The 26483-nt window shown below is 35.6% G+C and carries 26 protein-coding genes; 6 read left to right on the top strand and 20 right to left on the bottom strand.

The window, feature by feature from the left end:
- Positions 1-247 precede the first annotated feature (247 nt).
- The 6 genes from CEF14_RS15815 to CEF14_RS15790 form a co-directional block, all read right to left on the bottom strand.
- On the bottom strand, positions 248-595 hold the full coding sequence (locus CEF14_RS15815) for a fluoride efflux transporter FluC (protein WP_102693714.1): 348 nt from the start codon (positions 593-595) through the stop codon (positions 248-250).
- On the bottom strand, positions 592-966 hold the full coding sequence (locus tag CEF14_RS15810; RefSeq protein ID WP_245890192.1) for a fluoride efflux transporter FluC: 375 nt from the start codon (positions 964-966) through the stop codon (positions 592-594). The genes CEF14_RS15815 and CEF14_RS15810 overlap by 4 nt, the downstream gene beginning before the upstream one ends.
- Positions 967-1030: 64 nt before the next feature.
- The gene (locus tag CEF14_RS15805; protein ID WP_102693713.1) at positions 1031-3397 is read right to left on the bottom strand and encodes a penicillin acylase family protein; all 2367 of its coding nucleotides are present in this window, start codon (positions 3395-3397) and stop codon (positions 1031-1033) included.
- 110 nt (positions 3398-3507) lie between these two features.
- The gene (locus tag CEF14_RS15800; protein ID WP_102693712.1) at positions 3508-4260 is read right to left on the bottom strand and encodes an exodeoxyribonuclease III; all 753 of its coding nucleotides are present in this window, start codon (positions 4258-4260) and stop codon (positions 3508-3510) included.
- A gap of 71 nt (positions 4261-4331) precedes the next feature.
- Positions 4332-5261, bottom strand: a complete 930-nt coding sequence (gene murB, locus CEF14_RS15795) for a UDP-N-acetylmuramate dehydrogenase (RefSeq protein WP_211284686.1) — start codon at positions 5259-5261, stop codon at positions 4332-4334.
- A gap of 79 nt (positions 5262-5340) precedes the next feature.
- Complete coding sequence (locus CEF14_RS15790; protein ID WP_102693710.1) at positions 5341-5646, bottom strand: winged helix-turn-helix transcriptional regulator; 306 nt, start codon at positions 5644-5646, stop codon at positions 5341-5343.
- A gap of 144 nt (positions 5647-5790) precedes the next feature.
- Here CEF14_RS15790 and CEF14_RS15785 point away from each other — a divergent pair, with 144 nt between their 5' ends.
- The 3 genes from CEF14_RS15785 to CEF14_RS15775 all read left to right on the top strand — a co-directional run bounded on the left by CEF14_RS15785 (position 5791) and on the right by CEF14_RS15775 (position 7895).
- Complete coding sequence (locus CEF14_RS15785) at positions 5791-6657, top strand: VOC family protein (RefSeq protein WP_245890190.1); 867 nt, start codon at positions 5791-5793, stop codon at positions 6655-6657.
- A 103-nt stretch (positions 6658-6760) separates the two neighbouring features.
- A complete protein-coding gene (locus CEF14_RS15780; RefSeq protein ID WP_102693709.1) occupies positions 6761-7288 on the top strand; it encodes a YceI family protein in 528 nt (175 codons plus the stop codon).
- Positions 7289-7508: 220 nt separating this feature from the next.
- On the top strand, positions 7509-7895 hold the full coding sequence (locus CEF14_RS15775; protein ID WP_102693708.1) for a DUF2500 domain-containing protein: 387 nt from the start codon (positions 7509-7511) through the stop codon (positions 7893-7895).
- A gap of 52 nt (positions 7896-7947) precedes the next feature.
- Here the strand turns inward: CEF14_RS15775 and CEF14_RS15770 are convergent, their stop codons facing one another.
- Both CEF14_RS15770 and CEF14_RS15765 read right to left on the bottom strand, forming a co-directional pair.
- A complete protein-coding gene (locus tag CEF14_RS15770) occupies positions 7948-8595 on the bottom strand; it encodes an FMN-dependent NADH-azoreductase (protein WP_102693707.1) in 648 nt (215 codons plus the stop codon).
- A gap of 120 nt (positions 8596-8715) precedes the next feature.
- Entirely contained in the window at positions 8716-9423 is a 708-nt protein-coding gene (locus CEF14_RS15765) for a DsbA family oxidoreductase (protein ID WP_102693706.1), read from the bottom strand.
- Between the two features lie 118 nt (positions 9424-9541).
- On the opposite strand from CEF14_RS15765, the gene CEF14_RS15760 reads away from it, so the two are divergent.
- Positions 9542-10918 carry an FAD-dependent oxidoreductase gene (locus tag CEF14_RS15760; RefSeq protein ID WP_102693705.1) on the top strand — a complete coding sequence of 459 codons (1377 nt, stop codon included), beginning with the start codon at positions 9542-9544 and terminating at the stop codon, positions 10916-10918.
- Between the two features lie 55 nt (positions 10919-10973).
- Here CEF14_RS15760 and CEF14_RS15755 read toward each other — a convergent pair whose 3' ends face one another.
- Positions 10974-11900, bottom strand: a complete 927-nt coding sequence (locus tag CEF14_RS15755) for a manganese-dependent inorganic pyrophosphatase (protein WP_102693704.1) — start codon at positions 11898-11900, stop codon at positions 10974-10976.
- A gap of 306 nt (positions 11901-12206) precedes the next feature.
- Here CEF14_RS15755 and CEF14_RS15750 point away from each other — a divergent pair, with 306 nt between their 5' ends.
- Entirely contained in the window at positions 12207-13019 is an 813-nt protein-coding gene (locus CEF14_RS15750; RefSeq protein WP_102693703.1) for a GNAT family N-acetyltransferase, read from the top strand.
- Positions 13020-13430: 411 nt separating this feature from the next.
- Here CEF14_RS15750 and menC read toward each other — a convergent pair whose 3' ends face one another.
- A complete protein-coding gene (menC, locus tag CEF14_RS15745; RefSeq protein WP_102693702.1) occupies positions 13431-14537 on the bottom strand; it encodes an o-succinylbenzoate synthase in 1107 nt (368 codons plus the stop codon).
- A 19-nt stretch (positions 14538-14556) separates the two neighbouring features.
- Positions 14557-15705: a M20 peptidase aminoacylase family protein gene (locus CEF14_RS15740; protein WP_102693701.1), complete on the bottom strand. Its 1149-nt coding sequence runs from the start codon at positions 15703-15705 to the stop codon at positions 14557-14559.
- Between the two features lie 99 nt (positions 15706-15804).
- On the opposite strand from CEF14_RS15740, the gene CEF14_RS15735 reads away from it, so the two are divergent.
- Complete coding sequence (locus tag CEF14_RS15735) at positions 15805-16113, top strand: nucleotide pyrophosphohydrolase (protein WP_102693700.1); 309 nt, start codon at positions 15805-15807, stop codon at positions 16111-16113.
- A gap of 76 nt (positions 16114-16189) precedes the next feature.
- Here CEF14_RS15735 and glpK read toward each other — a convergent pair whose 3' ends face one another.
- From glpK to CEF14_RS15690, 9 genes are all read right to left on the bottom strand, one after another.
- Positions 16190-17683, bottom strand: coding sequence for a glycerol kinase GlpK (gene glpK / locus CEF14_RS15730; protein WP_102693699.1), 1494 nt, complete (start codon positions 17681-17683; stop codon positions 16190-16192).
- 20 nt (positions 17684-17703) lie between these two features.
- Positions 17704-18501, bottom strand: a complete 798-nt coding sequence (locus CEF14_RS15725; RefSeq protein ID WP_102693698.1) for an MIP/aquaporin family protein — start codon at positions 18499-18501, stop codon at positions 17704-17706.
- Between the two features lie 158 nt (positions 18502-18659).
- Entirely contained in the window at positions 18660-19214 is a 555-nt protein-coding gene (locus tag CEF14_RS15720; RefSeq protein ID WP_102693697.1) for a glycerol-3-phosphate responsive antiterminator, read from the bottom strand.
- Between the two features lie 41 nt (positions 19215-19255).
- A complete protein-coding gene (locus CEF14_RS15715; protein WP_102693696.1) occupies positions 19256-20899 on the bottom strand; it encodes a glycerol-3-phosphate dehydrogenase/oxidase in 1644 nt (547 codons plus the stop codon).
- A 232-nt stretch (positions 20900-21131) separates the two neighbouring features.
- The gene (gene tatC / locus CEF14_RS15710; RefSeq protein WP_102693695.1) at positions 21132-22034 is read right to left on the bottom strand and encodes a twin-arginine translocase subunit TatC; all 903 of its coding nucleotides are present in this window, start codon (positions 22032-22034) and stop codon (positions 21132-21134) included.
- Positions 22035-22049: 15 nt separating this feature from the next.
- Positions 22050-22250 carry a twin-arginine translocase TatA/TatE family subunit gene (gene tatA / locus CEF14_RS15705; protein WP_102693694.1) on the bottom strand — a complete coding sequence of 67 codons (201 nt, stop codon included), beginning with the start codon at positions 22248-22250 and terminating at the stop codon, positions 22050-22052.
- Positions 22251-22297: 47 nt separating this feature from the next.
- Positions 22298-24007 carry a GMC family oxidoreductase gene (locus CEF14_RS15700; protein ID WP_102693693.1) on the bottom strand — a complete coding sequence of 570 codons (1710 nt, stop codon included), beginning with the start codon at positions 24005-24007 and terminating at the stop codon, positions 22298-22300.
- 19 nt (positions 24008-24026) lie between these two features.
- Positions 24027-24782 (bottom strand): gluconate 2-dehydrogenase subunit 3 family protein, encoded by a 756-nt coding sequence (locus tag CEF14_RS15695; RefSeq protein WP_102693692.1) that lies wholly within the window; start codon positions 24780-24782, stop codon positions 24027-24029.
- A 418-nt stretch (positions 24783-25200) separates the two neighbouring features.
- Complete coding sequence (locus CEF14_RS15690; RefSeq protein ID WP_102693691.1) at positions 25201-26412, bottom strand: MFS transporter; 1212 nt, start codon at positions 26410-26412, stop codon at positions 25201-25203.
- Positions 26413-26483 lie beyond the last annotated feature (71 nt).

The raw sequence follows: 26483 nt of genomic DNA, 5'->3' as shown, positions 1-26483 counted from the left end.
ATTAGCGAAGAGTCCTCGAAAATGCATTCGCATTTTCTTCGTGCGAGGTTCATTCAGCGAAGTTCATTCATTGTCCTGTGGGAAAAGGTACTAGACGAGTAACCGCAGGAGCAATTCTTTTTACTGCGACGAGTAACCGCAGGAGCAACGGGCTTAGGAATCCAATTTATCTTAATAAAAAAGACTGTAGGCAAACTCGAATTCCCTAGAGTTTACCTACAGTCTGAATTTGACTTTCATCCATTTTTTATATTATTTGATACGCTAACGTAACAAGAATAATTCCTGAAAACAATGTTAAAACCGGGTACAAGAATACCCCTCGAAAATCCTTTTCCCGAATTAGCTTAACTGTATCAAATGCAAAAGTGGAAAACGTCGTAAATGCTCCTAAAAAGCCAGTAGAAAAGAAAGCTGTGGATAATTGTTGGTCTACAGTAATATGAAGTGCTACCCCCATCAACAATGAGCCTACACTATTTACAATAAATGTTGCTACGTAATACGGCTGTTCTTTATGTTCCATCCATAAAACAACTCCATAACGCGTTGCAGCACCTAATCCGCCTCCTATTGCAAGTAAAAGCCAAATCATCCTTGCTCACCTGCTTTCTTCTTTGAGGCAGTTAATAAAAAGCCAAATGATGCTAATACAATACACAATATGGTCATCATACTTGCATAAATAATAGCCATTGATGTACTTGTTTGCATCAATTTAAACCAATTTGCCGAAAATGTGGAAAACGTTGTGAATGCACCGAGCATTCCGGTCGTCAAAAATAGCTTCCAACCTGAGCACTGTGGAAAACGTGTGAATAATCCATTGAATATTCCCATAACAAAACTCCCTAAACCATTCGCTATCCACAGCATCCATTCAGTTGGTGTGCATAGAATGACACCATAACGTAGCAAAGTGCCCAACATGCCACCTAGTACTACTGCTAAGATATTTTTTATCACTTCATCCACCTTCAATGATCCCCACTTTAACGGGGAGTTAAAACCCCAAATATCAATTGAAGTTTTACTTTGCTTTCAATATTAGTACATAACCATTCGTTATTTTACCATTGATTACCGTTTCATGATATGTTCCATTCACCCAATCATCTACCTGATCATGATACCATTTAGATTTCATATGCTCGCTTTGCCCCGGTCCTACGATATGATAGGCTTTCGATAGGTCATTTAAATCTGCAACAAATCTCCACGAAGCTCCATGATTTACAATACCTGATTTATCTGAGGCCGCTGCTCGAACTGTAACCTTTGAACCTGCTACCGGTATTTTCTCTGAATCAAGTAGATCCGCTAAAATTGGAGATACAGAAGATAGCGGATGTTTGAACACAACTTGATGATAATCTCCCCATCTCCATTTTGTAAGGTCATCTCCAAAAGACTCTTTTATCTCACTAACTGCTTTTTGTAGAGCTTTTGTTACCAATTCATCTATGCCACCAGCCTTATCCACAAATTCTCCTGGTTTACCTTTATATGCTTGTCGCAACAATTCATCCGTAATATTATATTTTCCAGGCATCATGGCATACACATCAGACGGCATTGATTTCTTAAAGAGTTGATCTTGGATTTTTAGCATCCATAAATGAAAAACAAGTGGTGCGCCTTCAGAAATAGAATCTTGATAATCCCACGCTTCCATTAATTTCACTACATTCTTTAACTTTCCTTGCTTCTTAACAGATTGAATCATATTGGGCAAAAATTCTTCCGCATATAAATTTTCCGTATCTAACTGCATTTTCTCCATATCTCCAACCGTAAAATCATCTTTTTCCTCTAACATTCTAACAATTCGCTCATAGCGATATGGTTGTGCCCAAAAATCTGTAATATGATAAGGATATCCACTTCCAACTACCTTATTATTAGCTGTTGCAATATATCCACTATCTGGATTTATAACTTTCGGTAATTTATCAAAATCAATATATCCCTTCCAACCATAATCAGCAGAATATCCTGGAACAGGAAATTGACCATCGCCCCTTTTACGAATTGGGATCAGCCCATTTGCCTTATAAGCAATGGTTCCATCTTTAGCAGATGCAAAGACAAAATTTTGTGCAGGCGCCTTAAAATCTTTTAACGCATTTTCAAATTCAATCCAATTCGTAGCTTTATCCATATTCAAAATGGCTTGTAATTCTTGAGTCGATTGTAAAGCTGTCCACTGCATTGAAAAAACAGCAGTTGGCTTTTCTTTTTTATATAGTAGATTTGAAATAATAGGACCATGCCTTGTAACGATCACTTCATAATCTACTGGTTTTTGTCCTTTTACTTTAATCTTTTCTTTTCTTACTTCTGCTTGTTCCCACTTGTTTTCGTACTTAAATTGGGTTGGATTATCTGGATTTGGCATTTCAATATATAAATCCTGTACATCCGGCCCAACATTTGTAACCCCCCAAGCAATGTCCTCATTATGACCTAAAATAATACCTGGGATACCTGCGAAAATAACTCCACTTACGTTTTGTGTTGGAGAGTTAAGGTGCATTTGATACCATATTGAAGGTGTACTTAACCCTAAGTGTGGATCATCTGCTAGTAACGGCTTTCCACTTTTAGTTTTATCACCTGATATCACCCAGTTATTACTTCCATTAAATTCATTTGGAATAAGTGAAGAATCAAATTGACCAGATACTTTTACAGTATGTTCGAGATTCTCCTCAATAATAGACTTGGCATTGTCAGGATAATGAATCATTAACTCTTGAACCTCATCAGGAGACAAATTGGTTAAAGCCCAATGTCTAAAAGCTAACATATCCCAATGTCCGCCTAAATCATACGCCATGTATTTTCCAATAGTTAAAGAATCAATAGGTGTCCAAGGCTCTGGTTCATACCCTAATAATTTGAATTCATAGGGCAAAGTACCTTCCTTTTTAGCTTTTTCAATAAAAGCATTTACTCCTTCTGCATACCAAGTAAGCACTTGTTTTGCTGCCTTGGAATAACCATCATAAGAATTTTCTGCAGCATTCCTTAGACTAAATGTCCTAAAGAACTTATCTGTCTTAAGCGTTGATTTTCCTACTACTTCTGATAGCGTACCGCTTGCTTTCCTTCTAGATAAATCCATCTGAAATAGGCGATCTTGGGCTTGTACATAGCCTTGTGCACGGTAAAGGTCTGCATCCGTTTTTGCTTCTATATGTGGTACTCCTTCTTGATCCCTTGTCACTTTGACATCTTGATCCATCCCATCTACTACAACCTCTCCTTCAATTTGAGGCATAGATTTATCGATATAATAATTGACGTACCACGTTGCTCCAATTATGACAACAATCAGCGTACCAAGTGTATACAAAAACCATTTCCATATTCGACGTTTCCTTTTTTTCTCCATACATCTCCCTCCTAACTTCTCTATATTCCGAAGCCGGTCACATTATCCCATCAACCAAAATAAAAAACACCCGTATTTTATAAAACGAGTGTTCTATATAAAACAGGTGTTTATTTGATTTCAAGCATAATCGGACAGTGGTCACTACCTAAAATATTGCTATGTATTTCAGCTTTTGAAATTTTCTCTTGTAACCGATTAGACAGAATAAAGTAATCAATACGCCATCCAATATTCCGTTCACGTACTGTATTCATGTAAGACCACCATGTGTAGTGATCCGTTACATCTGGAAATAGATAACGGAAAGAATCTGTGAAACCTGAATTTAATAATCTTGTCATTCGTCCTCTTTCTTCATCAGTAAAACCAGAGTTGCCTATATTAGCTTTTGGATTTTTTAGATCAATTTCTTCATGGGCAACATTTAAATCACCACAGTAAATAACTGGTTTGATGTTATCTAAAGATTGTAAATAAGCTCGTAATTCATCTTCCCAAACTACACGATATTCTAAACGTGTTAAATCTCTTTTGGAATTTGGTGTATAAACGTTTACTAAATAGAAGTTCTCATACTCAAGTGTTATAATACGTCCTTCTTCTTGACTCTCCATTTCGCCAACACCATATTTAACTGATAGCGGTTCGTGTTTTGTAAAAATAGCGGTTCCTGAATACCCTTTTCGTTCGGCATAGTTCCAAAATTGATGATACCCTGGTAATGTCAGCTCTACTTGTTCCGCTTGACATTTTGTTTCTTGAATACAAAAAAAGTCTGCATCCATTTCATTAAAATAATCTATAAATCCTTTTTTCAAACAAGCTCGAATACCATTAACATTCCAAGATATAAATTTCATGTTCAAAACCCCCTGTATGTAAAAATACGCCTTTCGTATATATGAACGAAAGGCGTCACTCTTAAAACGTTTTATTTTTTATCAGTTGGTAAATCTTCTCCAACAATTTTAACCTCTGTTTCAAGATCGATACCGAATTTTTCTTTTACAGCTCTTTGAACCATATGAATTGTTTCAATATAATCAGTTGCAGTTGCATTACGTTTGTTGATGATAAAGCCTGCATGTTTTGTTGAAACTTCTGCATCACCAACACCTTTACCTTGCATACCGCTATCTTGAATTAGCTTACCTGCAAAATAACCTGGTGGTCGTTTAAATACGCTTCCGGCAGAAGGATATTCAAGTGGTTGTTTAGACTGACGCTTAAAAGTTAAATCCGCAATTGTTGCATCAATTGTTTCTTTGTCGCCTTTTTGTAATTCAAAAACAGAAGATAAAACATAATAACCATTCTTAGCAATAATACTTTTACGATAATCAAGTTCTAATTGATCTTTAGTCAGTTCTAAGACATCGCCAGTTGGTGTTAGTACTTTACAACTTACGATGACATCTTTAATCTCACCGCCATATGCTCCCGCATTCATCGCCATTGCTCCGCCGATAGATCCTGGAATACCGCAAGAAAATTCTAGACCAGTTAAAGAATTAGCAGCCGCAGCTTTTGAAACATCTATAATCAGTGCACCTGATTGCGCATAGACTGTAGTTCCTTCAATACGAATTTCATTTAGATTTGATAGATTTAAAACAATACCTCGAATACCACCATCTCTAATAACCATATTCGAGCCATTTCCTAATAAAAATATTGATACTTTATGAAGATGTGCGTATCTTACAACTTCAGCTGCTTCTTCTTCAGTTGAAGGCATAACAAAAACATCAGCATTTCCGCCGAGTTTTGTCATTGTATAATTTTTTAGTGGTTCATCTATTTTAACGTTTTGAGGATTTACAATAGTAGATAAATCTTTGACCCATTGTTCTTTCATAATGGAAAGCCCATTCCTTTCATACTTTCTTTTCCTCTATTAAGTATGAATATACAAAGCCTTTTTTACAAGCAAAATTCACTTAAAGCCATCTTTTGGACCAAATTTCAATAGCATCTATTGCATCTTTTAAGCTTAATCCCATTTCTGTAAGACTATATTCAACACGAACTGGTACTTCTGTATAAACTTGACGTTCCACTAGTCCTTCTTTCTCTAATTCCTTTAATCTTTCCGACAGTAGACGTCCACTAATAGGCAGTGCTGATTCAATTTCATTAAATCGTTTAGGCCCTTCTAGTAATTCATATAAGATTAAACCAACCCAACGTTTACCAATTAGATCCATTGCTTTAGATAAACGTGGACATAGTGCTGTTTCCTTCATATTTTTCACCTCTAATAACTACATTGTACCGACAATCGAAAAAAAAGTAAACTTTCCGTAACTTAATTACTTGACGTAATCTATTTACTGTTTTATAGTAAGTTACGAAAAGTAAGTAAAAAGAAATTGAAAGGAGGAACTAATTTGGCATTCAAATTGGATCCTAATATGCAATTAGGTTATGTACAATTGCGTGTTCAATCACTTGAAACTCAAAAAAGTTTTTATAAAAGTTTGGGTTTTAATCTATTAAATGAATCTTCTACTGAAGTTATTTTTGGTGCAGGAAGTTCTGAACCAATTCTTATATTAACCGCTAGTGAAGACGTAGTTCCTAGACCACCACGTACTACTGGCCTTTATCATTTCGCTATTCTAGTGCCAAGTCGTGAAGATCTTGCTTATATGGTGGGGAATCTCATAAAAATGAAAGCACCTTTTAGTGGTGCTGGTGACCACTTGTATTCTGAAGCATTTTATTTAACAGATCCTGAAGGAAACGGAATAGAAATTTACCGTGACAGACCAAGAAATGAATGGACAATTAATGATGATGGTGGAATCGATACAGATACAATTCCTGTTGATTTTAATAGCATCATGGCATTATTTGATCCTGAACGTGAATGGACAGGATTTCCACAAGGCACTATTTTAGGACATATGCACTTAACAGTCTCTGAAATAAATGACACTTTAAGTAGCTTTTATTTAAAAGCTCTTGGTTTAGATTTAAAAACAAACTTTATGAACTCTGCTTATTTCATGTCAGCAGGTGGCTATCATCACCATATTGCCGCAAACATTTGGAATGGTATTGGTGCACCATTAGCACCAAGTATTGCTTCTGGGTTAATTAATTTTTCTTTAAACCTTTCTTCTATAGATGAATTAAACAAATTAAAACAAAATTTGATCAAATATCAAGTATCGTTTGAAGAGGTTGAGGGAAAAATTATTGTAAAAGATCTTAATCAGAACGGTATGATTTTTACTGTAAAAAATTTGTAGTTCAAATATCCTCGTTATCTTTAATTAAAATGTCTTGATTTCGAGATAATGATGTATTATGATATAAATAACAAAACAAACAATGTTTAGGAGGAAATTTAAAATGACAAAATATAATGTTGATGCAGCACACTCTAACTTAGGATTTGAAGTAAAACACATGATGATTTCAAAAGTAAAAGGTGGTTTCGATTCATTTACAGCTGATATCGATATGAATCCAGAAGATTTAACAGCTGCTTCTATCAAATTTGAAATCGATGTAAACAGTGTCAATACAAACAACGCAGATCGTGATAATCACTTAAAATCAGCAGACTTCTTTGATGCAGAAAAGTTCCCTAAAATGACTTTCGTTGCAACTGACATCAAATCAGAAGGTGCTGGCGAATACAAATTAACTGGTAACTTCACTGTCAAAGACGTAACTAAACCTGTTACTTTCGATGTTGAATATGGCGGTAAAGGTACTAATCCATGGGGCGTTGAAGTTGTAGCATTTGAAGCTACTGGAAAAATCAACCGTAAAGAATTTGGCCTAACTTGGAACGCTGCTTTAGAAACTGGTGGCGTACTAGTTGGTGAAGATATCAAAATTAAAATCGAATTAGAACTTAACCCAGCTCAATAATTCTAGCTCATTAGCCCACTCGAATAGAGAGTGGGCTTTTTTATGTTCTTTTTACTGGCTTTCAAATATTGTTACGTAACTCTTTTTTATTAGTATTAGTCCTTATAGTTTTTCATCACCATTTTTATATCCTGTATTCAGTAATTTCTGGAACTTTTTATATAACCAACCGTATAAATATATAAATTACATAATAAACAATTATATTTAGGGGTGAACGATGTTGTTATTATTTGTTGATACAGATTTTGATGGTTTTATGTTTGCTCAACTATTCATTGCAATCATCTTTATATTTGTTATTAGCTTTATCCTCTTTAATGTCATCAAGGGGGTTAGTGAGTGGTCAAAAAATAACGCTTCTCCTATTTTAACCGTTCCCGCTAACATAGTTACTAAACGTACAATGGTTAGTGGTGGTAGCGGTAATTCTTCTGCTCATACAAGCTACTATATAACGTTTGAAGTAGATAGTGGTAATCGTATTGAACTTAAAGTTAATGGACGGGAATATGGAAAATTAGCTGATGGTGATTTAGGTACGTTGACGTTCCAAGGATCTAGATTTCATCAATTTGAACGACAAGAGAAAACGGTTCAAAACTAAGCAAAAAAATCCCGACGCACTATTTGCATCGGGATTTCGATTATCTTATCTATTATGCTTTAACAGTAAGTTCTTTTAAACGTTTTGCTGCAGCTTTTACTTCTTCTAAACCATTCGCAATAATTTCTGGTGCTTTATCAGACATTGCATTATGGCCCTCAATAATAACTTCATCGATAATTTCCATACCGAATACACCGCCGAATACATTACGCATGTAGTTTACTGCCATTTCCATTGGTGCTGTTTCTGGAGTTGAGTAAATTCCACCACGAGCGTTTAAGAAGACGGCTTTTTTCTCTGGCATTAAGCTTACTAAGTTACCATTTTCGTCATATTTGAATGCGAATCCTGCAGCGTATACATAGTCGATGAATGTTTGTAATTTAGCTGGGATTGTTAAGTTCCATAATGGGAAAGCAAATACAACTACATCTGCTGCTGAGATAGCATCCATTGCTTTTTGTTTTGCAGCTAGTGTACGTTTTTGAAGATCTGATAATTCTTCACCATTTTGTAATTTACCAAATGCTTCAAGAAGGTCTTGTCCAAAGTATGGAGTATCTTCTTCGTAAACATCATATATAGAAACGTTAAGGTCAGAACCTTTAACTTCTTCCATGAATGTTTCATACATTTTACTTGAAATTGCTTGATCAGCTGGACGGTTGTTTGCTTTTACTACTAATACATTTGTCAAAATATATCTCTCGCTTTCTATTATTCTTTAATTCTAATATCTCTAATTCGAGATAAGATAATTTTAAAAGAAAACACATTCTAAATCAACGAATGTGCTCTCATACTTTTGACTGAAATTTTAAAGTTCACACTTACCATCTGTGCAAATCCCTTTACCATCTTGCCCCATCATTTTTAAGCTAGGTCTCAAGCCATCTTCTTCAGCAACTTGGCGTACTGCATTTTCAAACACTTCTCCAGGTTGTGCCCCAGAAATGGCATATTTGTTATTGATGACAAAGAATGGTACTCCTCGAACACCTAATTGAGCAGCTTGTTGAATATCAGTAAGTACATCTGCCGCAAATGTATCATCATTAAGAACGTCTTCAACAGCTTGTCGTTCTAAGCCCACTTCTACTGCTAAATCTACTAAAATATCAGTTAATCCAATTTCTTTTGTTTCAATAAAGTATGCTTTCATTAATCGTTCGCTCATTTCTGCACCTTTACCTACAGATTCAGCATACTTTGCAAGACGATGTGCTTTAAACGTATTCGCAGGTTTCATATGTTCAAAATCATAGGCTAACCCAACTTCTTGTGCACGTGCTTTAATACCTTGAGTCTGTGCTTTTGCTTGCTCAAGTGACATACCATATTTTTTTGCTAGATTTTCATAAATACTTTCTTCAGAAATAGCTGGTGCATCTGGACTAAGCTGATAACTTTTAAACGCTACTTCCACTTGATCTTTATAGCCTGTTTTTTCTAATGCATTTTCTAATTCTCTTTTACCAATATAACAAAATGGACATACATAATCTGACCATACTTCAATTTTCATGATTATTCACCTCTTGAAAACATTGTATCTGTCATTTTAATTTTTGTGCAATTTTTCTGCCTCGTATGTTTACTTTCATTTTGCACATGCTACTTTTAAAAAGTAGGAGATTCATAAAATGAATTCATCTATCTGGTTGCAAAATAAACGATCGTACGCTAAATCGCCTCTTGAAGAATCAATACAGACAGACGTTTGTATTATAGGTGGTGGCCTTAGTGGTATTATGACTGCGTATCATTTAGCAAAAGCAGGTAAGGAAGTAGTAGTACTTGAAGGAAATTCTTTACTGCACGGTGCAACAGGACATTCAACTGGAAAATTAACAGCACAACACGGTCCCGTTTACCAATCGATTATAGAAAAATTTGGACAAGAAGCTGCATTGCTTTATTACGAATTAAATCAAAAGGCAATTTCTACAGCCTTGGATTTAGTGGACTCCTCTATTATTCAACCCGCAACGTCCTTTTTGTATACATTAGAAGGGCAAAATATAAAGAAGCTAGAAGATGAATGGGCTGCTTATAAACAATTGCACATACCTGGTACTTTTGGCGAAAAGGGAGAAATTCCATATGAGATGAAGGCCTCTGTCGCTATGTTAGACCAAGCCCAAATTCATCCAGTTCTTTTTGGACAACGGATTATAGATATGGCTATTAAGGCGGGAGCTAAGTTTTATGAAAACTCTCGTGTAGCCCATATTAATGTATCAAAACCCTATGTAGAACTAGAAAATAATCACACAGTTCACTGTAAAGAATTAGTCATTTGCTCTCATTATCCATTAGAGGCCATTATCGGTTTGCAGCTAATAAAACTCAAAGTAAACCGCTCCTATATGATTGCTTTTAAATGTTCTGAACCGTATTCAGGTCAATACTTATCTATTGATCAGCCAAATCGTTCTGTCCGCACAGTTCAAATAGATGATGATTATTACACATTACTAGTCGGTTCCTCACAACGTGCCGGTTCATCATCGAATACGAATATTTTTTACGAAGCCATTGAAAATGAGGCATACGGAAATTTCGCTGCCTCCGATATTCAATACAAATGGTCTGCCCAAGATCCTGAAACCCCAGACTTACTTCCATACGTAGGGCAAATCAGCTCAGGTCATCCGAATATCTGGCTTGCTACAGGCTTTAGAAAATGGGGTATATCTAATTCTCTTGTTGCAGGTCAAATTGTCAGCGATGGAATCTTAGGACGGCCAAACTCTGGTATAGATCTTTACTCTCCAAAGCACACATCGATTGGTGATGCCTTATTACAGGCCCTAAAAGTTGGTGGTCAAACAGTAATTGATTTAGTTGGAGGATATGTAACAAGAAGCTCCATGCCTAGATGTACACATTTAGGTTGTAAAACAAGATGGAATGAAGCAGATGAAACGTGGGATTGTCCATGTCACGGTTCAAGATTTGCAAAAGATGGCTCTGTATTAGAAGGGCCTGCAGTAAAACCATTAAATTTAAAAAAATAAAAAAGACTGTCCAACTCAAGTAATGGGTGGACAGTCTTTTTGGTTTTCATTGAAATTATTTTAATACATCAGTTAGAGCAGGCACGATTTGTTTTTTACGTGATACAACACCTTTTAGTACAACACGGTTATTTTCTAATGTTGCATTGAATGCTGGTGCAGCTTTTTCAGCTACTTTACCTACTGGTACCGCTACTGAATCATTATTTAGGATATCAGTTACGACAAAGAAGAATAAATCTAAACCTTTTTCTTCAACTTCTTTTGTAAGTAATGTTTCAAGTTCACCTTGACGATCAAGAACATCATTTACATCAACGGCATTTACTTGTGCAATAACTACTTTATGATCACCCATAGAAAATTCTTTTGCATCAAGAGAAAGTAAATCTTCTAAAGATTTGTCACTTAAATCAGCACCCGCTTTTAACATAGCAAGTCCATATTCTTCTGCATTAACACCTGCTTTTTCAGCAAGTTCTTTGGCAGCTTTTACATCTTGTTCTGTGCAAGTTGGAGATTTGAATAATAACGTGTCAGAAATGATGGCAGAAAGCATTAATCCAGCATAATTTGCAGGGATTTCAACATCATTTTCTTTGAACATTTTGTTTAAAATGGTTGCTGTACAACCAACTGGTTCAGCACGATAGTACAATGGATCCGATGTTTCAAAATTAGCGATACGATGGTGGTCGATTACTTCAGTAATTTGTACTTCTGCGATATCATCTGCAGATTGTTGACGTTCGTTGTGATCAACTAGGATTACTTGAGAAGCTTCTGGAGCCACTTTTTCAACAAGACGTGGTGCTTCAAAACCAAATTTTTCTAATGCATAAGCTGTTTCGTTGTTTGGTTCACCTAGGCGAACAGCTTCCGCTTCAACTCCAGTTTGTTGTTTTAAATATGCATATACTAGTGCAGATGTAATTGTATCTGTATCAGGGTTTTTATGCCCGAAAACAAGGACTTTACTCATTACAATTCCTCCTATAATTTAACTACAATTTCCGATTTTATTTTATCACATCTAGAAACGAAAAAGAATGAAAGTTCCTTTTAGTAAAGAGGAACTTTCATTTTGTAGACCTCCATAGAATCAACAGTCTAATTGATCTATTGTAAAAGAAAAAAGGCTGCAGACTTAAGGAAAAATGGATACTTTAAAATCGTTATGAAACGTTTTTTCTGTCAAGTGAAATTTCCGTGAAAAAACAGTGCAATTCATTTTGATCCTATGTTAATATTTCTATATATTATTTATCAAAAATAAAGAGGGGTTCAAATGGAAAAAAAGATTGAAAAAAAATACATACCACTAGCTGCTTACTTTGAAGCAACCACAGAGGATAAAATCACCTTAACCTTCTCTGAAATAGAAACTATTATGGGTCAACCACTACCTAACGCCTCTTATCTAAATAAAAGTTGGTGGATGAAAACAAAACCACCATTGAAGCATTATATTGCTTGGACTGAATATGGATACAATGTATCAGATATTCAATTAGGTTATTATGTAACGTTTGAAAAACCAACGACTAATCTTACTAATTCTCAATTAGACTTACAAGCAAGTGATCAACCAACATATATTATTCGTCCAATCGAATTAGATGATGCACGTGATGTAATTGGGCTATATCAACAATTGGTTGCAGAATCTGATTATATGTTATATGGAAAAAGTGATAATACCATTTCGGTACAGAGTTTTCGAAAGCTTATTACAAAATGGAAGGTTACAGATTCCGGAACTATTTTAGTTGCAATTATTAATGGTGAGATTGGTGGTTTTATTTCTATTATAGGAAACGATGCCCCCCGTTCAAAACATTGCGCTTCTATTATAATGGGTGTACTCGAAAGATTTGCTAACCATGGTATAGGTTCAGCATTGATGAGTGAAGCTGAAAAATGGGCTCAAGCAAATAACATTACTCGTTTAGAACTTTCCGTCTTCCAAACTAACAAAAAAGCAATTGCATTATATGAAAAGTTCGGATTTACAATTGATGGACAAAGAAACAAATCGGTAAAGATCAATTCAAACTATATTGATGAGTTTTATATGAGTAAAATATTTATCGCACATTAACAGGAAGGACCTCATCAACTAGCTATCTATAAGTAGTATAAAGAAAACATGTAATAGAAGTTTCAATATCTGATAATTATTTCAAAGGAGCTGTCTAAAAAGTAGTTTTTACTCAAAGAAGATACTAAAAAAATAAAAATCTGCTTATTGGTAAACAGATTTTTATTTAGAATTTATACCTGTTGATCTACGTTTTAGGCGACGACTCTCGCGATGAACATCGCACAATTCGAAGCACTCGGACTGTGTGGAGCGAGAGGAGAAGGATGAGGCTGTGCCCGCGGAAAGCGTCCGCATGAAACGAAAGTCAACATAGCAAAAAAGTATTACTTTGTTTATCATTTGATTTTACTTTCCAGACAACTCCTTTTTTTTGACTTTATTAAAAAATATTACTTAACAGAACCCTTTTTAACGATATTGATATTGTTTCACCGTATAGCGTTCTAATGCTGCGTAATTAATTCGATAACCTATTCCTGGTTCTTGTGGAATATGAATTAGCCCTGCATTTACTTTGACTTCAGGCTCAATAATATCTTCTTCCCAATAATGGTTAGATCCAGCTGTATCCCCTGGCAGTACAAAATTTGATAAAGTAGTTAGTGCTACAGCGTGAGCTCTACCTACACCAGCCTCCAACATTCCACCACACCAAACCTTAATATTATTTTCTTCGCACAAATCATGAATATCTTTTGCTTCCGTTAAACCACCAACACGAGCATATTTAATATTGATCACGCCACAACTTCCTAGTTCAATGGCTGTTTTAGCATCATCATAAGAACAAATACTCTCATCCAAACAGATAGGTGTTTTGATTTGACGTTGCAATTTTGCATGTTCCAAGATATCATCCGCTGCTAAAGGCTGTTCAATCATTAATAGGTTGTATTGATCTAGTTCTTTTAATATGGGCATATCCTCTAATGTATAAGAAGAATTTGCATCTGCCATTAAAGGAACATCTGGATATCGATCACGTATAGCTCGAATAAGCGATACATCTAATCCGGGTTTTATTTTTACCTTTATGCGCTTATACCCTTCGTTTAAAGCATGCTCAATTTTCCCGTAAAGTTCTGCATTTGTTGGTTGAATACCAATACTTACTCCTACCTCAATAGTCTGTCTTATTCCACCTAATGCTGTTGCTAAAGGTAGATTATTTTGCTTTGCATATAAGTCCCATATTGCCGTCTCCATAGCCGCCTTGGCCATATTGTTACGGCGAATTACATGGAATAGTTTACTTACTTCAGATGGATGTCCTATTTCCTTATGCAATACCATTGGTATAAGAAAATCGTTTAATATATGCAAACTTGTTTTTAACGTTTCTTCTGTATACCAAGGTACTTCAAAAGCTACACCCTCTCCATAGCCTGCTAAACCATTTGCATCTTTTACTTCTACAATTAAAAATTGTTTCTCCTGTACTGAACCGAAGCTTGTGACAAATGGTGATTTCATACGCATTTTCAGTTGTCGAATGGTCACATGATCAATCTTCAACGTCACCACTCTCCTATCTTTATTGTGTAGTTTCTTGTTTTAATTTTACATATTCAAATGCACATAAAACGGTACGTGTTAGAATCTCTACTCCTGTAATTAGTTGTTTTCTATTAAACGTCATGTTTGGATGGTGCAATCCTGGTGTTAAGCCACATCCTACGCCTAGCATTGTTGTCTTCACATCAGGACGTTGCTTTGTATAAAAATGAAAATCCTCCCCTCCTGGTGTAAAAAGAGGTGGTCGTACTTTTTTCAGGCCGACTGACTGAATAATGGCATGTTCTAAAATTTCCTGAGCATCCTCATCCACTTTTGCTGCAGCAATATCCGTCAAAACTTTTAAAACAATTTTCGCATCATATAAAGTACTCACTGCTTCAACTATCCGATGAATGTCCTCCACTAACACTTTCATTCCTTCGTTGGTCTGAGCCCTCACATCTAGATTAATAAAAGCTTTTCCAGGAATAATATTCCCTGCTTCTCCTCCTGAATGAAATTTTGTTACTTTAACTGAATAAGGAATCATCGTGTCAATATGAATTGATTTCAATGATTCAACTAAGCTACTACCAATTTCAATCGCATTTTTACCCAAATGCGGTCTAGCTGCATGTGCTTCTACTCCATATATTTCGGCAGCAATCATCATTGATGCACCATGATGTAAAGCTGGAGAAAATGTACCATCCTTAAGTTCTTGAATAGGTCTTAAATGAACACCAAACAAATAATCGATATCATCTATAAGACCTCTTTCTACAAATGATAGTGCACCTTCTCCTTTTTCTTCAGCTGGTTGGAATAATACTCGTAAAGTACCCTTAAATTGTGTTTTCAGTTTTTTGATCATTAAAAGCACACCTATAATCATAGTCATATGCCCATCATGTCCACAAGAATGATTTGCCCGCATTTCCCCATCCACTTCTTGCAATAATGCATCCATATCTGTACGTAAACCAATAACTGGTTTACCATGACCAATTTCTACATACAATCCTGTGCTATTTGAAAAGGTATGCACCTCATAGCCTTCTTGCTTTAAAAGATTGGTGATATAAGTTGTCGTATTATATTCTTGCCAAGCAATCTCCGGATTAGCATGTAAGTAGTCAAATATCTCATTTAGCCTCGGCTCTATATCCTTCAATTGTGTTTTCATCAAAATCCCGTCCTTTTAAACATTTAGTAGCAACTGTATATTTCGACAAAGTTCTATATAATTAACTTATTATATTCTTTATCGAAAGTGGGTTACAATATGCAAGAAATAACGAAAGAAGTTTTAAAGTTCCGCAATGATCGTGGCTGGGATGGCAACCATGATGCAAAAAATCTAGCGATATCCATTTCACTTGAAGCAAACGAGTTGCTAGAATGTTTTCAATGGACAACTGCTGAAGAATCCATTGCAAAAGATAAACAGGCGATTATCGAAGAAATGGCAGATGTCTTAATATATCTTATTCAGATGGCTGATTGTATGCACGTCGATTTAGAAAAAGCAGTGAAAGAGAAATTGATAAAAAACGCAATTAAATATCCGCTTCCTGAAAATACAACAAAATAAAAATAGCTTGCTACCATCAAGTAGCAAGCTAACTTTTTCTATCCTCAAACTCTCATATAAAGACTTCTCTGTAGGGCTATTTAAACAGTTGTGCAGCACGAACAGCTTTTTTCCAGCCTGTATATAGTTCATCACGTTTTACTTCAGTCATTTCTGGAATGAATTGTTTATCTAAATGCCAGTGTTTTGAAATAGCATCTGTACTTTCCCAAAATCCAACTGCAAGTCCTGCAAGATAGGCAGCACCTAAAGCAGTTGTTTCATTAATAGAAGGACGTTCGACAGGGACATTTAGTAAGTCAGATTGGAATTGCATCAATAAATTATTTGCTACTGCTCCTCCATCTACACGTAATGTTTTTAGAGAGATGCCTGAATCGGCTTCCATGGCATCTAATACATCTTTTGTTTGATAAGCAAGAGATTCTAATGTGGCACGAATGAAGTGTTCTTTTTGCGTACCGCGAGTTAAGCCAAATACTGCTCCCCTCACATCACTGTCCCAATACGGAGTTCCTAAACCTACAAATGCAGGTACTACGTAAACACCCTCAGTGGAATCTACTTTTTCAGCATAGCGTTCACTTTCAGCAGCATTACGGAACATACGTAAACCATCTCGTAACCATTGGATAGCTGATCCCGCAACAAAAATACTACCTTCTAGAGCATAGTTTACTTTACCGTCAACTCCCCAAGCGATTGTCGTTAATAACCCATGTTCAGATTTAACTGCTGTCTCTCCGGTATTCATTAACATGAAGCAACCGGTACCGTAAGTATTTTTGACCATTCCCTTTTCAAAGCATGCTTGACCAAATAAAGCGGCTTGTTGATCCCCTGCCACTCCAGCTATCGGAACTTCTTGGCCAAAGAAATGAGTCGTACTTGTTGAACCATAAATTTCTGAAGATGGCCGAACTTCCGGAAGCATTAAAGCGGGAATACCGAGAATATCTAGTAATTCTTCATCCCATTTTAACTCATGAATATTATACATTAATGTGCGGGAAGCATTGGTATAATCAGTAACATGCACTTTTCCACCTGATAACTTCCAGATTAACCAAGTATCAATCGTACCAAATAACAGATCACCATTTTTGGCTTTCTCACGAGCTCCTTCAACATGATCTAATATCCATTTAACTTTTGTTCCTGAAAAGTAAGCGTCGATTAATAGGCCGGTCTTATCTCGGAACAAATCGTTATAGCCTTGTTTTTTCAACTCCTCACAGATTCCCGCTGTTTGTCGAGATTGCCAAACAATGGCATTATAAATAGGTTCACCAGTGTTTTTATCCCAAACAACAGTTGTTTCACGTTGATTGGTAATTCCTATACCTGCAACTTGGTCAGCGCTTACATTCTTCTCAGAAAGCACACCAGCAATAACGGACAAAATAGAACTCCAAATTTCTTCAGGATTATGTTCTACCCATCCTGATTGTGGAAAGTATTGTGGGAATTCTTGTTGAGCTGTATGGAAGATGTTACCTGATTTATCAAATAAAATTGCACGAGAACTTGTCGTACCTTGGTCTAAAGCCATAATGTATTTCTCAGACATACTATTACCTCCTATTTATATTATTTTTCTACTTTTTTTACCGTTGATTGAGCACCTATAAAGATTACTAAAATAATGACAAGCACTACCCAAAATAAAACACTAGATTTGCCTTCAAAAATCTGTTGATAAAATAGTGCACCAAAAACACCACCAATAATTGGACCTACAATAGGTACCCAAGCATAACCCCAACCTGAATCTCTTTTACCCGGAATTGGTAGGATAAAGTGTGCTATACGTGGACCAAGATCACGAGCTGGATTAATCGCATATCCAGTAGGACCTCCTAGAGCCATCCCAATTACTACAATTAATAATCCTACAACAAATGGATTTAAACCATCAGTCATTTTATTAGTACCAATCGCTAAAATCCCAAGAACTAACACAAAAGTTCCGATTATTTCAGTGATTAGATTAGATAATGGACTATAAATAGCAGGCATTGTGCTAAATACAGATAATTTGGCTTCTGAATCGTTTGTTGCACTCCAATGCGGTAAGTATACAAAATAAACCAATACTGCACCAAGAAAAGCTCCAAGCATCTGAGCTAAAATATACATTGGAACGTCTGACCATGGAAACTTCCCTATCGTCGCTAATGCGATGGTTAGAGCCGGATTCAAATGAGCACCACTTATTCCTCCTACAGCATATGCACCCATAGAAACAGCAAGACCCCAAGCAAGAGTAATAACTACCCAACCGCCTCCAAATCCTTTTGATTTATTTAGAGAAACACTGGCTACAACGCCTCCTCCAAATAAAATTAATATCATTGTACCAACTAACTCTGCTGTAAATGTGGACATGTAAAATTCCCCCTTTTGTGATAATTGTGGCGAATAAAAAAACCACATTTAAAGAAATAGCAAACTTATGCTATTTCTTTAAATGCGGACTCCTAAACTCAACCACAGCTATTAACTTAATTGCCATTTTATAGATAGTTAAGCCATTCGTCAACACTTTATTGAAAACGTTCCCACAATTCTTTTCTGGAAGTCGTCACGGCTATTGCACCTGCTTCTAAAGCTTGCTGAACATGTTGTTCACTTCTGACTAATCCTCCTGTGATTACAGGTATCTTAGTATAGGCATGGACCTCGTGAATCATATCCGGAATTATTCCTGGTAGTAATTCAATATAGTCTGGCGATGTCTGTTCAATCAATGAGTAACTCTTATCTAAAGCAATTGTATCAATCAAAAATACACGTTGAATTGCAATAATCCCTTTTACCTTGGCTTTTAAAATCATATTAGAACGTGTAGAGATAATACCTGCGGGTTTAATATCATTACATAGATAATCAGCTGCAAAATTATCTGTTTTCAATCCATGAATTAAGTCAGCATGAATAATGAGTTTCTTATTATTCTTTACCGCTAATTGTTTAAGCAAAGGTAGCTGACTAATATGTGTTTCTAATAATACGACATATTCAAACGGACTCCGCAACACACGATCAAACTGTTTTATGGAGCGTGCTGCTGGTATTATACGCTGTTCTTCTAAAGGCATTTTATAATCTCCTTGAGTTACTTACCTATTGTACTATAACATTAGTATGCAATGGTAGCTTTCCTGATTTCTTCTAATAATTCATGTTCATATTTCTTGTAAACATCCTTATTCCAATTAAAAATTGTTGCCATTTCTTTTATAATACTATCTTTATATTCGATAACACTTGCAATATTAAAAAACATATTCCCAGTTCTACGTACTAAGAAATCAACAGGATGTACAACTAATTCATGTTCAATCCCATATCGTAATTGAGCATAAATACCTTTTGGAAGTACCTTATGTCCTTCTTTTACATATTCAAGTACTTGGTCAATATTTGCACCGTAATGATGAGCTAACTTTGTTGCTTCTTCTTGGGATAGGCCTAATTTTTGAGCCTCTAAACTTTTTAATTCAATCAGTTTTTCTAAGTTTTTTGCCCCTCCTATATTACCACCGGAAATAGGTAAATTTTTTGTAACACATGGAGAAGATTTAATATGGAACTTTTCCTGTAACTCCCGTGCAATTTGGTCTACTACTGTTTCAGCCATTTTCCTATATCCTGTTAATTTACCACCTGCAATTGTGACTAATCCTGATGCAGATTCCCAAACCTCATCCTTACGTGAAATTTCAGAAGGATTCTTACCTTCTTCATGGATTAATGGGCGGACTCCAGCCCAACTTGATTCAATATCTGCATCGGTTACGTTGACGTCTGGAAACATATAGTGAATAGCATTCATAAGGTAATCACGGTCCGATTGCGCAACTTTCATTATTTTAGGATCTCCGTTATAAAAAGTATCGGTAGTTCCAACATATGTTTTCCCATTTCGAGGAATTGCAAACACCATTCGTCCATCAGGTGTATCAAAATATACAGCTTGATGCAACGGGAATTTTGCTTCATCAAAAACAATATGCACACCTTTTGAAAGTATCAAGTGTTTACCATTTTGGTTTCCGTCGAATCCTCTAACTTTATCTACCCAAGGTCCGGCAGCATTTACAACTTTTTTGGCTTTTATTTTAAATTTTTCACCCGTTACTTCATCTGTTGCCTCTACCCCAACGAGTTGATGATTGTTGCTATAGACAAAGCTTGTTGCTTTTACATAATTCAACATAACAGCTCCGTATTCAATTGCTGCTTTTGCGACTTCAATTGTAAGTCTTGCATCATCCGTACGATATTCAACATAAATGCCACTACCAAGTAATCCCTCTTTTTTTACCAAAGGTTCTTTCTGTATAGTTTCGCTAACATTTAACATTGAGCGTCGTTCTGCTTTTTTAACTCCTGCCAAGAAATCATATAAACGTAAACCAATTGACGTTGTAAATTTACCAAAAGTACCTCCTTTATGAAAAGGTAATAACATCCAAACTGGAGTTGTTACATGCGGGCCATTTTCGTATACAATGGCACGCTCCTTTCCCAAATCAGCCACTTCTTTTATTTCAAATTGTTTTAAATAGCGTAAACCTCCATGAACAAGTTTCGTAGAACGACTTGATGTACCTGAAGCAAAATCCTGCATTTCTACTAGTGCCACTTTTAGCCCTCTAGTAGTAGCATCTAACGCGATACCCGATCCTGTAATACCTCCCCCAATTACCACTAAATCGAATTCTTGGTTTTGAAGTTGTTGAATGTTTTCTGCACGTTTTAATGAAGAAGCTGAACCCATCATTTTTTCCTCCTTTTTTGAGCATAAAAAAAGAGAAACCTTAATAAGCCCATCACACTTTTCTCGTGTTTAGACTATTAAAGGTTTCTCAATTGCTCAAACCATGTTATTAACTTAGTTACATTGTAACAATTAAAATTTAATTTGCAAGCTTCCATTCATACAAATTATTAAAACAACTCTTCACCTATCATTAGTTTTTATCAGACAAACCGTAGTAATGAATAACAACTTATGCATTAGCACTTTTCTCTTGCATTTTTCCAGCTTGTTTCTGTTCAATTCTTTTTACAAACAAGACACTAATTTCATATAACAATATCATAGGGATCAGCAAAATAATTTGACTAAAGAAATCCGGAGACGGTGTAATGACAGCCGAAACAACAGCCATAATAACGTATGCCCATTTTCTGATATTCTTAATTGTGACAGAAGATAATACACCTATTGTTGATAAAAACATTGCTATAATCGGTAATTCGAACATCAAACCTATTGGAATGGTAGTCATAACAAGAAAACTCATATACTGACTAGCTGAAATCATTACATTAAAATTTGATTTTCCTATCCCCACAAGAAAATCATAGCTTAATGGATGTAGGATAAAATAGCCGAATGCTACACCAACCACAAATAATACAAGCATCACTGGCGAATATAATCCAAGAAATCCTTTTTCGTTTTCCTTTAATCCTGGTTTAATAAAAGTCCATATAAAATGCATCAAGAATGGTAAAGAAAGCCCTAGTGCCAATGTTGTAGAGATGGACATATAAAATTTTATCACTTCAAGCGGTCCTAAAATAACTAGCTTATGTCCTCTTGTTACATATGGAAGCCAATAATTCACAGTTGACAACACTATAATGAAAAAGGATATAAAAATAACGATACCTTTTATGAGTTGTTTTCTTAAATCTGCTAAATGTTCAACAAAAGCTGCACTCTTTTCAACTAAAGAATTTTCTTCCTTGTTTTCTTGTTCATCTAAAGTATGCGAGCGAGAGTTAATTTCAGCGTTACCTGATTCAAGGGATAGCTCTTCTCCTACTGTTCCCTCTATTTCTTCTTTACTATTCATATCCAAAGGGCTCAGTACTTTTTTTGCATTTTCTTCATACGGATCCATACGAACACCCTCTAGTTATATTTCCTTTTTATCAGCAGTTGATTTTTCCTTTTTTGTCTCATCATCGTCTATCAAATCTCGAGTTGATTTTTTAAATTCTGAAAAAGTTTTGCCTACTGCAGATCCAATTTCAGGTAATTTTTTTGGCCCGAAAACGATTAATACGATTATCAAAATAACGATTAACCCCGGAACGCCGATTGAACTAAAACCCATGTCTAATCCTCCCTTTTAAGGATATTCGTTTAATAACAGAGCTGTTATTAAACTAATGAACCACCTTTTTTAGAATATTTAATAATCCCTTCGGCACAACGGAAAGATAAAGCACCAACTGTGTCTGTTGGATTATACCCTGAGTTATTCGCAAAAGCTCCTGCGCCTACTGCAAATAAATTTTCACAATCCCAATGCTGCAAGTAATTATTTACTACACCATCTTCTGGTGCCTTACTCATAACTGTTCCACCTGTGTTATGAGTAGATTGATAAGGTACAATATTGTAGTTTGTAAGATCTGCACGAACTTCAACTTTTTTAGCCCCCATCTCTTTAAGGATGTCTCCACATTTAGCAGAGATGAATTTGTGTAATTTCTTATCTTGATCCGTGAAGTCATAGTTTATTTGTAATAATGGAACACCATAAACATCCTTGTATCTAGTATCTAAAGTTAAGAAATTTTCTTTGTAAGGAATAGAAGCACCTTGACCCCCAACACTTAATGAACGCGTATAGTTTGTAATAGAATCTTTTTTGAATGCTGCTCCCCATATTGGTGTATCAATATGTGTTGGGTTATTCCCAATAGGACGCAGACCTAATTGCGTTAATGCAATATTTGCACCGTGGATAAATCCAAGTTTAGAGTGATCGAAGTTATCACCATTAAAGTCATCTAAACATTCACCTAGTGATCCTGCTCCCATAAATATATTAAATTGTTCATCAAAGAATCCTGTTGCTCCCGGCATAATTTGATAGCAATAATTGCGTCCAAGTGTACCTCTACCAGTAGCAGGATCATACATTGTACCGATTTTTGATACCATTAATAACTTTGCATTATTCATCATATATGAAGTTAAAACAACAACATCTGCAGGTTGAATATATTCTTCACCTGTTACTGTATCTATATATCTAACTCCTGTTGCTTTTCCCCCTTTAGTAAGAACTTCAACAACATTCGAATCAAAGCGAATTTCATATTTTCCAGTTTTCAAAGCAGCCGGAATAACTGCTACTTCTGGTGTAGCTTTTGCGCCATATTCACAACCAAAACGCTCACAAAAACCGCAATATTGGCATGCGTTAATTGTTTCACCATATATGTTTTTGTATGGTGCAGACAAATTTGCTGAAGGCATCATATATGGGTGGTACCCTAACTTTTGTGATGCTTTTTCAAATTTTTGAAGTAGAGGTGTTTTCTTCATTGGTTTGTTTGGATATTTATCAGAACGTTTTGGGCCTAATGGATTCTCTTCACCACTAACCCCTGAAGTTTTCTCGAACTTATCGAAGTATGGTTCCATTTGATCATAATTCAAACCCCAATCCTGAAACTGGTAACCAGGTCCCAAGAAATTTTTTCCGTACTTTTTATCTGTCATTGTTTTGATCTCAAAGTCATATGGTAAAAAACGGAATACTTGTCCGTTCCAATGAGTACCAGCACCACCAAGACCTTCACCAAGTAAGAAAGAACCTAACTGACGCATTGGTAATGCCTTTTGTCTACGATTATTGCGGAAAGTAACTGTTTCTTTCGATAAATCTTGCATTAACTCATAACGAATTGCATATCGATATTCATCATGAACGTTGGCAAAGTTTACAGTCCCACGTGATTTCCCTCTTTCAAGACCTACAACTTTTAAGCCCGCCTTCGTACATTCTGCAGCAACGATACCACCTGTCCAGCCAACTCCAACAGTTACTACATCAACTTTTGGCATAGTTTTAACCATTGTTTATAACCTCCTCTGATTAGTGCATACCTAGTGATCTTGGTTCGATTTTTTGGAATTCTGGTTTTTCAATCACATTAATATAAGACATTTGGTGACCTGGGAACCCCTTCATTTTCCATCCTTCCATATTCCTGTTTCCACCATACAATGGATCAGAATATGCACCTTCTAAGGTTGCTGAACGAAGTAAATTAAAGAAGAAACTCGCAGTAACACCTTGCATCTTCACTTCATCTTTTTGAAATGCAGTAAGGATTACATCCCTCTCTTGATCTGAAATATCTGTGAAGCTTTTTTTATAACGTTGTTCAGCCTCCGTATCTAATTTTTCAATACCTTGTCTGAAGATTTCTGCACGAGTCAAACGAGATTGGTAACCTTGTGTAGGTAGACCGGATTCAAAAGGTCCCTGCATATATTCTTTTGAATTACTACCGTATTGCCCTGCTAATTGTCGGTCGATAAAATAGGGTACCCCTAAATCAATTGCTCCTGGCCCTAAATCATCTTTAGGGAAAATACGTTCAGTTGCAGAAGCAATAATGTTAAAGTCTTTATCTGTAGTAAAGAACATTTTACCTTCGCTGGTTTGAGCCGTTTTGTTTGTTGTATTATTTGTAGTATTTGGTGATTTTGTTGGCATAGCCATTTTGTTCGAGTTATAGCCAATCAATCCTCCTATTAAACCTCCACCGATCAATGTTCCAGTAGCTATACCCGTTGTTTTCAGGAAGTCACGTCTTGAAATATCTTTATTGTCTTTGTTACTCATTATGAGAATCCTCCCTTTAAATAGTAGAAATAATCATTTCTACTCGAGATATTTAGAAAATACTTACTCTTAAGCCTAAGTATTTCCCGAATTTCCATTATTCTAATCTTGTCTATTCTTAAAAGTTCTAAAAAACTTCACACTTTTAGTGATTGAAATTACCAAAATACGCTTATAATACCAGGTATTTATCTGTCTATTAGACAAAAAACTGTAGATATCCTCAAAGAAATTTGAGTTGACCTACAGTCTTTTCTATTTGAAGCCGCTGATTTTCCGCTATGCAGCATATTGTAATCTTCATTGAAAAAAAACAAAAGGTATCGAGAACTCGATACCTTTTGTTCTAAAGAACGGTAATCAGTAATTACCACCTATATAGTATTCGATTTTCTGAAAATGACCTTTTGATTAAACATCATTGTAAGATTTCTTGTTTTGTTTCTCTCCCCAATAATAGAATTGCTAAGATTCCAATTATAATTGATGCACAGAAAATAGAGAAAATCCAACCAATAGAAATTCCATTTGCCACTAATGTTCCCACTAATAATGGCCCCAAAATTCCTCCTATTCGACCAACTGAAGCGGCCATGCCTACTCCAGTTCCTCTAATCACTGTTGGATATTGTTCAGGAGTATATGCATAAAGTGCCCCCCATGCTCCTAAGTTAAAGAATGATAAAAGCATTCCAGAAACAATTAGAATCCATGTTACATCTGTTAAGCCAAATATTAAAGCACTAATAGCTGTACCTAGCAAATAGGTAGCTAATACAAATTTTCTCCCAGCCTTTTCAATCAACCATGCTGCAGTGAAATACCCCGGTAACTGTGCTAACGTCATAACTAGAACATATTCAAAACTTTTAATTAGACTAAAACCTTTCAAAACCATGACACTTGGTAACCATAAAAACATTCCATAATAAGAAAATACAACAGTAAACCAAACAACCCATAACATCAACGTCGGTTTACTATAAGGTTTTGACCAAACATCTTTTAAATTTTGAACTATACTTCTTGATGGCATTTTTTTCGCTGTAAACTGTTGTGAATCTGGTAAATGTAAACGTAAATAAACGGCGTAAATTGCAGGAATAGCAGTTAATATCAGCGCTACACGCCAACCGTATTGTGGGATCACAAAATATGAAATAAGTGCTGCTAATAACCAGCCGACAGCCCAGAAGCTTTCTAATAGAACAACGACTCTTCCTCTTTCATTGGCTGCTACATTTTCAGAAACTAGAGTGGAAGCAACTGGAAGTTCTCCACCAAGACCCATTCCAATAAAAAATCGTAATACCATGAATATGGTTAAACTAGAAGCAAAAGCTGATAAGCCACTTGCTACTGAAAAAATAACTAATGTCCATATAAAAACTGACTTTCTACCAATTCGGTCGGCAAAAATACCAAATATAAAAGCACCGACAGCCATCCCAATAGAGTTAATACTCCCGATCCACCCCATCTGACCGGTTGTTAAATTCCAATCTTTTGCAAGTGCTGCAATAATAAAGGATAGAATTCCCACATCAAGAGCATCAAATAACCAACCGATACCTGCTACACCTAGTAACTTATTACGTGAAACCGACTGTGTATTTACTGCTTGTCTCATATTTTAAAAGCCTCCATGTGTCTTTACATTTGTAAATTAACTTGTAAATACAACTATACACAGAAATATAT

Source organism: Rummeliibacillus pycnus (genome assembly GCF_002884495.1).
In the GTDB taxonomy this organism is placed as follows: Bacteria; Bacillota; Bacilli; order Bacillales_A; family Planococcaceae; genus Rummeliibacillus; species Rummeliibacillus pycnus.
This window is presented reverse-complemented; position numbering and strand designations above follow the sequence as displayed.